This is a genomic window from Litoreibacter sp., from assembly GCF_039974535.1.
GTDB lineage: Bacteria > Pseudomonadota > Alphaproteobacteria > Rhodobacterales > Rhodobacteraceae > Litoreibacter.
Window position 1 is genome coordinate 1 of record NZ_JBDWIU010000007.1, and the last position, 12,751, is coordinate 12,751.

Consider the following 12,751-nt stretch of genomic DNA (forward strand, 5'->3'; position numbering starts at 1 on the left):
TGATATTTATCATGCCCGCAGCATGAAGGACCTAGCCGAGGAGTTCGTGGCGGAAGGTCTATTCGGTGACATCCCAGACCATCTGGCCCATTACATCGACTATGACGCCATCGCCCGCGATCTGGCTGTGGATTACAGCGAGACTGAAATAGCGGGCGAGTATTTGATCTATCGGGCAGCATAGCTACTGCCCGACACAGAACAGCAATTGCGACGTGGTTAATGCCAAATCCTGTTGAACGTCATTCTAGAATTCAGCGAGTTGATCGTCCAAATCCCCCGCATGGATGCCCCGTCTTTTTGGGCGATTTCCATCGCTTTGTCATTGCCAGAAATATCCAGATCAACTTTGCAAATATATCTTGAAGTCATGAACCCGCTATCGGTGACCGAGCAAGAAACCGAGTTCGGCACAACGCTGAATTGCATCCCTTGGAATTGCGAATTTGCAACATCCGCATAGGTGCCGCGAAAAGTCCCAAGCTTAAAGTTGGCGAGAACTTTTATGTAGTTTTCGTCAATTTGACGCTCATATTCGCGGACAACTTTTGCAGTATCAATTTGTGGTTCAGCGGTGGCCACTTTGTAGCCAGCAAACGCAACACCAACGACGATGATTGCAACAGCAGCAACAACACCAAAGTTTTCTTTCTTCATCACTTAATCAGTCCATCATCTGGATGAGCGTGGAGAATTCAAAAGGGGTCCCTTGTTTATATCACTAGCACGTACCGATGATCCGATCACCGTCGCCTTGTTTTCCACAGGTTTTTCGGCGGTGATTGGCCACTGAAACCCATGCTGAGTGCTGCATTTGAAAGGGACCCCTTTTGACAAGGAGAAAATGCCATGGATTCCAGTTGTTTGATGACAAAACCGTGTCACTCTAATCAGGTGACACAAGCCCAAAACGCAATTACTGAGTCAGATCAAAAGCATAGCAAGCCAAGGCACCAAAACTCGCACGGTAGAAAAATCGGCTATGTCCGCGTTTCAGACACGGATCAATCCGAAGCCCTCCAGATCGACGCGCTCAAGGCCGCAGGTTGCGCCGTCTTATATCGCGATCACGGCGTCTCGGGGGGCAAGAGAGCGCGGCCTGCTCTGGATAGGATGATGGGTAAACTCAAAGCGGGAGATACGCTGACGGTCTGGAAATTAGACCGCCTTGGGCGATCAACGATCCATCTGCTGTCGATCCTAGAAGACCTACAGCAACGCGGCATCCACTTTCATGCCATCACGCAGGGTATCGACACCTCAACCGCCGTAGGGCGCATGATCTTTGGACAATTGGCGGTGTTTGCAGAGTATGAGCGGAGCTTAATCTCTGAGCGCACTAAGGCGGGCATGGCTGCAGCGAAAGCTAGAGGTGTGCACGTGGGGAGGCCAAAAAAGACTTCAACTAATCTATCGGTCGTATAAGGTGACATCAAAACTACTAGAACGAAGAGCCTGTGCCGTGATGAATGGTTATATTGTTAAGCTTTTAATTTGGTCTACATTTCTTACCTCACTGATATTTATTTTTTTCAGCCTACTCGTTTCACACAGTCATTCGGGTTTTGCGTGGGTGACTTCAACGGCATTACTCATGATCGCCTTCTTTGCATTTACATTAGAAGGGGTACAGCAAGCCGTTAATTCAAGCCGAAAAATTGGAGAAGATGTTATTGATTCTGAATCCGAGCGAAGCGATTTAGCTCAAAACGTCAAAATCCTAACTAAGAATTACGAGGTTTTTTCAGCGGCAAGGCAATTTCTATCCATTTTATCAATATTACTTTTCAAAACGATTCTTGATGCGCAAATACCAACTGAAGCAAAGTATGTACTTTTTAGAGGAAATGACCTAGAGTTCGATATAGCCGAATTGCTTAGAAATCAAATGTTAACCTTAGTTTGCTCAGCATCAATCATTGCTTGGATTCTGCAATTATTGCCAAAGCGCATAGCATCGAACAACCCTATTTCATTTCTGTCACCTTGGAAAATCGCAGTAGGCAAGGCCTTGCTTACTCTTGGCGCATTCGGATTGGAACGTCCAACCTATTGGGTTTTATTTCTAATCAATAAAGCTTTTAAAAAAATACCTCTTGAAGAAAAAATTCTCAAGGTAAGTACTTATGAAAGAGTTCTAGAGGTAGCAAAACAACAGGGAATTTTAGTCAAAAAAAGAGATATTCGAATAGTTGTTGGAAAACGCGTAAAAGTTTTTGAGAAGATTATTTTTGAAGTACTCCCTGAGTTTGTTCAAATAAAATCAAACAAAGCTGTCGCTCAATGCAACTTTGTGGCAGATGGTTACTGGACGCTTGGGGAAGCACAAGGCTGGGCGAACGAAAGCCATGTACCAACGTTTGTTCGACACTCGGAAACTAGATCAAAGACCATTACATTCTACGCAGAAGATGGAAATTTCTTTAGTCGAGACGATACTTCCGATGATTTGGAAGAGCAAATACCGGAACAGGGAATCGAGTTGGAAACAGAATCTGCTGAAAGCCCTTGGAGACAGGCAACTGTATTCAATAGTATTCTGAAGATAAATCCTGCGATGATAAGCGCAAATCACACAGGAATTGAGCTGACATTAGAAGCCGAATACATTCAAGTCCCAGACGAGAATACATCTACCGACGCGGTTCAACATCGTCTCTTTGAATTTTCAGTTATCGACCCCACATCCGAAATTCAAGTTTCCATTTGCTCTGAGCGAGCCCCTGGGCCGGTTCATGCAGAAATCACTATCAACGACTCCTATGGTGTAGAATCGAACTCTAAACTACTTTTTCAACCAATCGAGAAAGAGAACCTTCAAGACCGTGAAACAGAAGGTGTTACAGTAAGCTATAGTAGGCCATTTTTAGATGCCAAAATATTGTTAAGCGTCGATATCTAGGTCTATTAGCCTTTTTACGTCCTCGGCGCCCTACCTTTTATTGGCGTCGTGCATTCTAACTCTTCAAAATTGCGATCAGGAAGCATAATTGATCGATGCGGAAGCCTATAATTCTCACTGTCCAATTCCTCGCGAAGAAATCGGTTCACGACTTCCTCCGTGAGTCTTCCATCAAAAAACTCAGGATACTGCGCCCTCATGTTGAAATGGTCTTTACTATCGTCACTCACCCAAACCCCCAGATATGTTATAAATTTTACTGAGAGTACCATATGTTGATAAAACATCAACATATAGATCACTAATTTTGACCTTGCCTCCTTAACATATGTTGTTGATATTGCGCTAAAAAGGCGTGAGGAAAAGCATGTGTGAAGACACTCAAAACTGCGGTCGCTATACGATATCGGATATTGCAAAGCGCTTTCCGTTCACTCGAAGTTCGGTCAAACGGAAGCTATTTCATTCTAATCATTTACCACAACCAGTCAAAGCACCGCATCCGGGTGGCTTCTGTTGGAAGCTGTGTGAAGAGCACTTACTATATATAGCCCAGTTATCCCGAGAACGCTTCTAGCAAACTCTGTTTTCACTTAACGGAAACATAACTACGCATCATTCGCCCGCTCCCCATAAGGCTCATAGCCCTCTGGGGGCACAGGCGTGGCGGTGGGTTCGCCGTAGCGATGGCGACGACATAGATCGAGCCAGAGCCAGTACATGAGAAGTTGGGAGAGGTTCCAGTCTTCGAACGGGGTTTGTTCGCAGTGAATGACCCAATGGCCAAAGTCGACATCGCCGCGATCTTCTAGCCAATCAGCAATATCCCAGTAGCTTTGCGGCAGATGGATCATCGCGTCCACACCATGGCTGTTTTTGTACAACCGCGTGATGGGTTTATTTTGAGCGTCGGTGTCGTCCTGCGACTTCAAGAATTGCATAAATTCAATGTGGTTCATGTAACGACAGGATAGCATTTTTAGGTACTATCCTGCCATCGGAACATAGTCCTATGCCGTTGATTTATCGCTCAAACCCATGATCCTTACCTTGATCACGTTCAAAACCCTTGAACTCTTTTGCAGGGGTGTCATCAAGGCCATTACGGATGCGGTGCAACGCCTCTCTATGCTCAGCCGTCTTTGGATCATCATCCCAACCACGATCATAATTCATGACCTGCTCACCGTCCTTGCAAACCTGTAGCTTTGAGATTTTTCCACCATCAATCCCAAACTGTGACGGTTCGTCATGCACTTTCGCGGTGAATGTATAACCTTCCATCGTGATGATACGCCCATCGGTCCACAGGCTTGTGTCGTTATCGCGTTCGTTGAATGCGACCCCAGATTGCTTAGATGGCTCTGGTGTGCGCTCTGAGGGCTGTTTTAAACCCGTCCTGATACCCATCATGCCCGCTGGAGCCAGATTGGGCGCAGGTTTTTGGGCAAAGCTTGGTTTGAGCACTGGTGCTGCGTTGTCTTTATCGCACAAAGGCGATCCATCGGGATTGGTCACGGATTGGTTGAACGCGTCCTTTGAGGAATTGTCAGGCATGTTGGCGCACTCCTAAAAGCTATCAAGGATGATGAAGGGGGATGGGTTATCGAAGACATCTTCGAAGTCGATTTGTGCAAGCAAGAGGTGCAGCGCATGCGCTGCTGCTTCTCCCATCTCAAGACACAAGGCGGGGTTGGATTGCATGTGTTCCCACCGATGCGTGATTTGATCTTCATCAATGGGCATGCCGCTAAGTTTGGCGGCTTTGAACAAGTCGGTGGGGGAGAGCAAGAGTTTTACCTCAGCCCAAAACGGCGCATGGGATTCAATGTCTATCATGGTGTGTCTCACATTTTTGGGGGAAGAAGGTCACCACGGCGGCGATTTTGTCCGCCGTGGTTAGTCTTGTGAGGGTCAGTCCTGCTTAGCGTGGAGATTGACGCCTTTGGCAGCCATCTCCGGGTCTTCGAACCATTTAATCTTCGTCGCCATAATCGGGTTGGTATTTTCGATCAGGATCAACTGTTGGTTTGGTTTCAAGCGCATCAGCTCATCGGGGTAAGCCAGCTTACGCTGTGTCGCCGCCCGTGTGTCGGTATCCGTGCTGGAGCTGCTAGATGACCCACCAGAGCCTCCAGAGCTGGAGCTAAACGCCGTGGCTACTGCCGAGCTAAAGTTCCACACCGTGGTCACACCGCACATATCCGAGAAGTAATCAGCCGAAGTCTTATCGGGAGAGCCAAAGTAAGCCACTGCCCCGCTATTGCCGATGAAGCTTTCGTAATCCTCGCCATACACCTTGCGAAGCTGGCAAAGGTCTTGGGTAATCCCCCAAAGCTGGATTCCAAAGCCCGCCATCAAGCCAAAGGCTTGCTCCACCATGGTCAGACGCCCCAAGGCGGGCATCTCATCAAGGATGAACAAGACAGGCTTCTCTGGCTTGTCTTCGATGTTCCGCGCATTGACCGTGATGGCTTGTTGCACCAACAGCCGCAGGAACCGAGCAAATGCGCCCAGCCGATCCGCAGGCAGAATCAAATAGATGGTCATCCGCTTCTTTTTCAAATCCTCGAATTTGAAATCCGACACCGACAGGCTTTCCCGCAAACGCTCACTATCAAGCATGTGCGTCTCGGCCTGAGCCGAGGCCAAGACATTGGCCATCAGCTTTTCTTCCTTTTGCAGTGACCGTGCGCCCGTGGAACGAACAATGTGATGCGGCGACTTCGCCATAAGCTGGAACAACGAGGTCAGCTCTTCTCCACTCAGCAATAGAAGATCACGCATCGTTCCAAGATGGCGTTTGCCTTCGAACTCTTCATCAAAGGCAACGAACAGGATCAGGCCTTGTAGCAAAGCTTTGGCCTCTTCCTGCCAGAAGCTATCACCGTGGCTGTCCTTTTGAACCAAAGCGTCAGCCAGTAGCATGGCGTTTTCGACGGCATCAACATCACCAAGGTCCAACCAATCCAGCGGATTGAACCGCGCCACTGGCAGGCCAGAGATACCCCATGGATCAACGGCGCGAACCTCTTGTCCCATATCTTCCCGCGCTTTAGCGGTGATCATTGCATTCTCGCCCTTAGGATCAATCACGAGAACCGAACCATCGTAGCACAGCAGATTGACGATGATGTGTGAGACGCCCTTGCCAGAACGTGTTGGGGCTGATGTTAAAAGATGCCGATCACCCTTGTATGAGAACACCTCTTCAACCGCGCCATCAATGGCAACAGCCCCAAGAATGATCCCATCACGCCCCATCAAACCACGTTCCATCATGTGGTCCAGATCAGCCCATTCACTAGACCCAAATGTCGTGGGTGTTTGCATCATGGCTTTGACGCCGTGGCCCAGCCAGTAGCCAACGGCGATGGAGAAGCCTACGAACGACACCAGCCATGCTGCGCTCCACCCCAGCATGCCGTTGTTGAACACAGCAATCGCCAGCGTGAGGCATGCGACGGCGACCATGACGATTTTTCGAAACTCTTTGGCTTGCGGCGACAGAAACCATCCAAGGCAAAAGCCGCCGCTAACCGAAACCACCATCATAATGATACGGGCCATAGTCATCTCGAAGGTGTATTGGGACGAGTAGTTATTGTAGCCATTCCCAAACATAGTTTGGGCAATAACGGGTTCTGTTGCGGCAATCGCCGCGATACAGGCCAGCAGGATTGCTGTCTGATTTGTGTTGAGCCAACTCATGGCACTCTCCTTCAAAGAAGTTTCAAGTGCCTATGGGTCTAGGGAATGCGCCAACCCGCTTGCGCGGGTATTGCGCGGGTTAAATCGGGTAGCTCTCAAACTCATTACGCTCAGCTTTCGACCGCAACTTACTCAAGGTACAGAACTCGACGGTGAAGGCAGAATTAGTCGAAACACACCCCCCAGAATCCTTGACACATAAGAAAAATCCATACCTACTATTTCTATTATTTTGATTATTTTGAGGAGCCTCGTAGAATGCGGTTTGGTATCAATCTTTTTGCAGTCATGTTTTTGATATTTTCTGCAAGCTTATCAACAGCTTCAGCACAATCATGTGACGCGAATTACAAAGACCACTTAACTGAAAATGGATTACATTATTCTGTCACTGGGCGAATCGAAGACGCAAGGCGCATTTCTCTCCCAGCGATGAAAAGTGTAGATCAAGACGCCATTGTTGCCCTAGAATCTAAACGACTTCCATATTCCGAACAGGGGAAAATATTTATTCGATCTGGTGCTGGTCAGAAGAATTGGTTGAACTTAGGCAATGCACAGCAACTGCCAGATGCGGTATTAGTGCGTCGTTTGACCCGTAGCATAACCCCATTGACGTCCGATTTCGTAGCCATTTACCGCGAAACACTGGGTGAGACAATTTGTACGGAAAACAACACAGGTGCGCAGTTAGGTACGAACGGACGGTATTTCGTTCCCGAAGCTGAGTACGTTGCGTTTCACAATGGGAAGGCTGCAGGAGGTGGAAAAAATAAGCTTCTTCAACAACGGTTCCACTTTAAATACCATCGTGAAAATGGCTCGGCTTGCCTCTCGACCGACGAAGTGACTGATCTGAATAATATGCCTGTCGCGTCACTTGTGTTCAATGGACGTAAACCTACAAAATCCCTAACCAGAGTACAGGCAATAGTCGAAACCACATCAACACAGATAGCTAGCATTATTCTTCCGTCACCCGCCTATGCGCGTACCGCACCAAAGTCAAAATCGTTGAACGAGGACGAGCAACTACAGGTTTCGAGCGTCGAGGCGTCTCTGCATTACCTTGACGGCTCCCCAGAGAGTTGCATTTCTATGGATGCCCCGGCCCCTACCGCCACCTTAGGGAGCCAGTTCTGGGCAGCAATATCTGGAGTAGGTGTTCATCAGAAAGCAGCGAGAGCATTTGCAGCGTCGGGCGATTGGAAACCTCGCGTGACCGAGCTCCATTTTCAAGAGCTTTCTGGAGACTTTGCAGCAGGCTATATCAGGTTGAGATGGCAATAGTGGAACCAACTAATGATAACTAAAGAGTTGGAAAATATTCTAGATGCCCTGCCTTCGTTCTTAAAAATCATGCGAAGACTTCAGAACCCATTGGTTAAAGTGACGCAAGGCCACAAGGAATACAAACCTCTCGAAACTGCTACAAAAGCTGTTTGGTTGATTGTTCCATTTCACTTTTTAGCATTCTTTGGTATGGTCAACCCACAAAAAGCTGACTTTACCTTTGTGGTCATCTTATCGCTGGCCACTCTGGTACTTTTAATGTGGCTAGGCACGTTAATTGCTGCATTTCTCAATTGGACATCAAACGTTCAAGAATCAGGTATCCGTGATGCCTACACTGGCCATTGGGTTGTGGGTCTTTTCTCGGCGTGGTTCTTTTGCGTCATCATCATCACTCTTGTAAATTTAATAATTTGGGTCAATCAAGATGATACAGCTGGATGGCCAAATGTAGTTGATGACCTAGAGCTTCAAATAAGAGACTGGCCATTCTCTTTGAACCCACTTTTTGTAGTCTGTATATTTGTTCCAACAGCCGCATGCATAGCATTAAGGATATTAGTTTTGCCAAAAGAGAAAAGTGGCACATTTGGTCAATCTGTCTCTTTTCTATTAGTCTGTTGGCTTGTCTGCAGTGGTATCATTAGTGGGTGCGTTACATTACTAGAACCTGTCATTTCGAAGCAATAGCGGTAATTACTTACGACGGCAGTCGCATCGGTCTATTGGATTTTACATGGTCCGAAATTTAAAACGACTTACTCAAGAATCAAGAAGGGGCAAATCTCGTGTATCGCATTCACGACAGCTACGGTTAGGGCGACAGGTTTAGCCTGCGATCACGATTGCGTTGTCGCCTGTGGCTCTGATCATCGGTGTGTCGATGGGTTCGTAGCGCCTGCCCAATTGATCGCGCCAATATCTTCCGATCCTGCGCTTGCTTGTCTCGAAGAGTGACGAACTTACGCTGAAGAGCCTTGCGGCTCCGCATGTGCGCTAGCACCAAACTGTCTCGTTGTACTTGATCGCGCTTGGCGCATTGCATCGCCTCAGTCTCGTTGATCCGTCTGGCTTTGCCGTTCTTGCCAGTCAGCTTGTCAAACAGCCCCCGCAACCCGCCATTGAGCCTCTGTTGCCGTGCAATGGTTTCTTGGGTCCAACGTATCGCTTGACCATCTTTGAGCACCTTGCGTTCATGACGGTGCAGCTTCATCATCTGGGCCTTCTCGTCCAACAAAGGACGCGCATCTTCACCATGTTTGGTCTTGATCTGCGCAATGTATGATTTGAGCTGGCTTGTGACCTTGGATTTCACATCCACACGAACATCCGCCACCGAAGCTAAAACATCAGGCGATCCCAACTTATCTCTGACGTCTTTGGCCTTCTGGCCCACAGGCCTTGCAAGTGAGAATCTCTCGCCGTTTACATCAACCGCGACAAATCCCCGACGATCACCCTTGGCCAGAAAATAGCCCCGTTCTTCAATAGCATTTTTGAACGATTTGAGATTGTCAGACCTCTCCCACGCATCCACAAATAGTTGCTTTATCTCGCGAGGGTCAACACCAACCCGTTTGGCCTGCTGCCATTCCGACAGGGTAAAATTGAGCGGGTTCTTACCGCCGTGACTTTGCAAGCCGTTAGGTAGTTCCCAGCCATGATCCAGATAGAGTTCACGGGAAAGATCAGTCAGTTTGGTTTTGAAATGAGACATGTTGATGGCTCTCATCTCATCTCCATCAATTCGGCTCCACACGGCGTGGGCATGCCTACGATTTTCTTTTTCATGAAGGATGATGGCGCGAGGTTGGCCACCGAGACCCAGTTTCTCTTCGGCGCGGTTAGCGGCGTCCAGTAGTTCCTCTTCGGTTGCGACATGATCTTGTGGCGGACTTAGGCTTAGCGAGAACATGAATTGCGTGCATTGCGTAGCCTTTGAGATCGCATGGGCTTCTGATAACGCACCATGCAGATCATCCGCGACAAAACCTCGAATCTCCATAACTGAGACATGATCGTTATCACGGTCATTCATCAAATGGTCGGCCAGCGCGACAGCGCCAGCTCTTTGAGACCCTTTCAGGATCATGACTTGACCCCCAAAGCCCGCATCAGCGTCACGCGCATCCAAGCAATCTCACCTATGGCCGCGTTGAGGTCAGCCTCTAACTCATCATCGACATAGAGGGTGCCTTGGTGAATGGCCTTGGCAATCTGGTTGAGACTGTTCGCTGATCTCGTCGCACCCAACTTGGCTAGCACCTCAGCCAAGAGCTGTTGCTCCGCAACAGGTGGTTTGGCCCGCTTGCGGTATTTAGGAGCCATATCGGTCAAAACCACAGACTTGATATACGACGCCAAGGGCATAGACCCAGCTTGCGCTTCAAGCTGTTCGCGTTCCTCTGTCGTCAGTCGCAGAGAAAATGGTGCAGGGCGTGAAGATTTGGGATTTGATTGTGAAATGCTCATGGGCGTGGCCCTCGCAATTTAGGTGCCGTTGGCGCATTCGACTTCGCACCGCCCTCTTCCGAATTGGCCAGCAAACGCAGTGCTTTAACCAATTCAGGATCAGATCGCAGGTAGCGTTCCCAACGCTCTAATTCCTCAAACAAATCATGGTGCGAAAGCTGTTCTAGATTTTCGACGCTAAGTGCACCATCTATCCCCCTAAAAAGACTTGAAAACCCCCGTTTCCCTGAGATGTGGGCGGGCGTAAATTGCAGAACGATGCTGCAACTTACATCTAAATTCTGAATAAACCCGTACGAATGGGGATTAGCCAGCACCATCGTCCTTTAGGGCTGTGCAAAAATTCGGAGAACGTTGACCGTGTCACATTCCCCCAGCAACCCCGCTTCGCCCTTTTTTTCTAGAGCGAAGCGTTGTTTTTAGATTTAGTCAATCCATTCCCATGGACGCGTAAATGCCCCCAAAACATGGCTGATAGCGTCTTCGCTCACATCGCCGCGCTTTGCCACCTGCGCCACCAAACCCCGTTTTTTGTCTTCCGCAACGGATACGACCTCCGCCGCAACATCGGCCTTTTCAAGCGCCGCGTTGTAGATGCGAGTGATGGCCATTTTGCGCAACTCAGGCTTGAAGATTTTACCAACAGCGGTTTTGGGCAACTCATCCATCAACTCGATGTACTTTGGATGGGCAGCACGCTCATGCACCTTTTCTTTCGCGAAGGCCATCAAGTCGTCAACCGTCGCCGTACCTCCGTCGATTAACTCAACATAGACGCAAGGGATCTCGCCAGCGTGGGCATCAGGTTGCCCGATTGCACCAGCAAATCCGACCTCAGGGTGTCCGGCCAAGGCCTCCTCGATTTCAGCGGGGTCGATGTTGTGGCCACCGCGAATGATCAGGTCTTTCGCACGGCCAGTGATCCAGAGGTAGCCGTCAGCATCCAAGCGACCCAAGTCGCCAGTGCGCAGGTATTTATCATCGTAGTAAAGACCAATGTTTTTGTCGGCCTCCGTATAGGTGTGCCCTGCAAAGACCCCTGGATTGAACAGACAAATCTCACCGATCTCGTCCACACCGCATTCGGACCCGTCCGTTACACTTCGAATAGTGACCTCTGTATGTGGGAAAGGAATGCCGATGGAACCGACTTTCTTTTCGCCACTTGGGGGATTGATGGACACCAGGCATGTAGCCTCAGTCAGACCGTAACCTTCAACAATGGTCACCCCGCACGCCTTCTCAAATCGGTTGTACAGCTCCACAGGCAAAGGGGATGAGCCAGAGAACGCGATCCGTAAGCTGGAGATATCCGCATCTACGGGACGTTGCATAAGTGCCGAAATCGCAGTCGGAACGGTGATCATAAAGGTCACCTTGTAGCGCTCGATCAGTTTCCAGAAGTTGTCGAAAACCCCGTCACCCCGATACCCTTGCGGCGTTGGGAAGACGACATGCGCGCCTGATGCGATAACCGACATCAGCACCACGTGGCTCGCAAAGACGTGGAATAGGGGAAGCGGGCACATCAGCACATCTTCTTCAGTGAACAACAGCTTGCGGCCCAACCAACCATTGTAAACCACGCCCGAATACTTGTGCTGAGCAACCTTTGGCATGCCCGTTGTACCACCAGTGTGGAAGTAGAAGGCCACGCGGTCACCCACGCTATCCTCAAATGCCAATGTGGTTGGGTGCTTGGCCATCTCGGCGCTAAAATCCAGCACGCGTGCGTGATGGCTGGATTCAACTTTGGGCCGGATAAACGGCACGATAAACTTCTTTATCCCCGAGAGGTATCGAAGCAGGTCTATTTCCAACACCGTCTTCACGTTTGGCGCGTATCCAACCGCCTCGGACACCTTTTGAGCTAGGTCCGTTTTTGGGAACGCCTTAAGCGTCACAACAACTTTTGCGTTGGTTTCGCGTAGGATGGCGCTAATTTGCTCCGGCTCCAACAAGGGATTGATCGGGTTCACAATCCCTGCGATCGAGCCGCCGATCAATGTGAACGCCGTCTCGGATGCGTTGGGCAGAATATAGGCCACAACGTCGTCTTCGCCCACACCCAAGGAACGAAACAGGTTCGCCGTTTGGCAACATTTACCGTGGAGTTCATTCCAACTTAACGTCTCGTTCTTATCCGTAGGCCCCGAGGTAAGCTGGTAAGAGAAGGCATCGCGCTCGCCGAACTTCTCTTTGGTCCGCGTCAAGAACTGGTACATTGTTTTTGGAAGGTCGCGATCTTCCCAAGCGCATTCGGCTTGGATCGCGTCCCGATCCGCCTTGGTGGCGAAATTTCCCATATCTTCCTCCCTTAGCAACCCGTGATCAGGCCGTCATTCTGTTACCAATTAACGTAGTGGGAATGCG

Annotated in this window: 13 protein-coding genes; 5 read left to right on the forward strand and 8 right to left on the reverse strand. The window is 49.2% G+C overall.

From position 1 onward, the window contains the following. Positions 1-184, forward strand: a 184-nt coding sequence (locus ABJN86_RS04160; RefSeq protein WP_348364736.1) for an antirestriction protein ArdA, incomplete at its 5' end; no start/stop codon positions are given. A 35-nt stretch (positions 185-219) separates the two neighbouring features. Here the strand turns inward: ABJN86_RS04160 and ABJN86_RS04165 are convergent. After that, positions 220-660, reverse strand: a complete 441-nt coding sequence (locus tag ABJN86_RS04165; RefSeq protein WP_348364737.1) for a hypothetical protein — start codon at positions 658-660, stop codon at positions 220-222. A gap of 207 nt (positions 661-867) precedes the next feature. Here ABJN86_RS04165 and ABJN86_RS04170 point away from each other — a divergent pair, with 207 nt between their 5' ends. Then, complete coding sequence (locus ABJN86_RS04170) at positions 868-1,425, forward strand: recombinase family protein (protein WP_348365474.1); 558 nt, start codon at positions 868-870, stop codon at positions 1,423-1,425. Positions 1,426-1,594: 169 nt separating this feature from the next. Then, positions 1,595-2,902 (forward strand): hypothetical protein, encoded by a 1,308-nt coding sequence (locus ABJN86_RS04175; RefSeq protein WP_348364739.1) that lies wholly within the window; start codon positions 1,595-1,597, stop codon positions 2,900-2,902. A gap of 608 nt (positions 2,903-3,510) precedes the next feature. Here the strand turns inward: ABJN86_RS04175 and ABJN86_RS04180 are convergent. The 4 genes from ABJN86_RS04180 to ABJN86_RS04195 form a co-directional block, all read right to left on the reverse strand. Then, positions 3,511-3,861: a hypothetical protein gene (locus ABJN86_RS04180; RefSeq protein WP_348364741.1), complete on the reverse strand. Its 351-nt coding sequence runs from the start codon at positions 3,859-3,861 to the stop codon at positions 3,511-3,513. 64 nt (positions 3,862-3,925) lie between these two features. After that, positions 3,926-4,459 carry a hypothetical protein gene (locus ABJN86_RS04185; protein WP_348364743.1) on the reverse strand — a complete coding sequence of 178 codons (534 nt, stop codon included), beginning with the start codon at positions 4,457-4,459 and terminating at the stop codon, positions 3,926-3,928. A gap of 12 nt (positions 4,460-4,471) precedes the next feature. Next, a complete protein-coding gene (locus ABJN86_RS04190; RefSeq protein ID WP_348364744.1) occupies positions 4,472-4,741 on the reverse strand; it encodes a hypothetical protein in 270 nt (89 codons plus the stop codon). Positions 4,742-4,816: 75 nt separating this feature from the next. After that, positions 4,817-6,613 carry a type IV secretory system conjugative DNA transfer family protein gene (locus ABJN86_RS04195; protein WP_348364746.1) on the reverse strand — a complete coding sequence of 599 codons (1,797 nt, stop codon included), beginning with the start codon at positions 6,611-6,613 and terminating at the stop codon, positions 4,817-4,819. Positions 6,614-6,871: 258 nt separating this feature from the next. Here ABJN86_RS04195 and ABJN86_RS04200 point away from each other — a divergent pair, with 258 nt between their 5' ends. Beyond that, entirely contained in the window at positions 6,872-7,903 is a 1,032-nt protein-coding gene (locus ABJN86_RS04200; RefSeq protein ID WP_348364747.1) for a hypothetical protein, read from the forward strand. 12 nt (positions 7,904-7,915) lie between these two features. After that, the gene (locus ABJN86_RS04205) at positions 7,916-8,596 is read left to right on the forward strand and encodes a hypothetical protein (RefSeq protein WP_348364749.1); all 681 of its coding nucleotides are present in this window, start codon (positions 7,916-7,918) and stop codon (positions 8,594-8,596) included. A gap of 124 nt (positions 8,597-8,720) precedes the next feature. On the opposite strand, the gene ABJN86_RS04210 is transcribed toward ABJN86_RS04205, so the two are convergent. The 3 genes from ABJN86_RS04210 to ABJN86_RS04220 all read right to left on the reverse strand — a co-directional run bounded on the left by ABJN86_RS04210 (position 8,721) and on the right by ABJN86_RS04220 (position 12,684). Next, positions 8,721-9,998 carry a relaxase/mobilization nuclease domain-containing protein gene (locus ABJN86_RS04210; protein WP_348364750.1) on the reverse strand — a complete coding sequence of 426 codons (1,278 nt, stop codon included), beginning with the start codon at positions 9,996-9,998 and terminating at the stop codon, positions 8,721-8,723. Further along, the gene (locus ABJN86_RS04215) at positions 9,995-10,378 is read right to left on the reverse strand and encodes a hypothetical protein (RefSeq protein WP_348364751.1); all 384 of its coding nucleotides are present in this window, start codon (positions 10,376-10,378) and stop codon (positions 9,995-9,997) included. Before ABJN86_RS04215 ends, ABJN86_RS04210 begins: the two co-directional genes overlap by 4 nt. A gap of 425 nt (positions 10,379-10,803) precedes the next feature. Next, on the reverse strand, positions 10,804-12,684 hold the full coding sequence (locus tag ABJN86_RS04220) for an acyl-CoA synthetase (RefSeq protein ID WP_348364753.1): 1,881 nt from the start codon (positions 12,682-12,684) through the stop codon (positions 10,804-10,806). Positions 12,685-12,751: the final 67 nt, after the last annotated feature.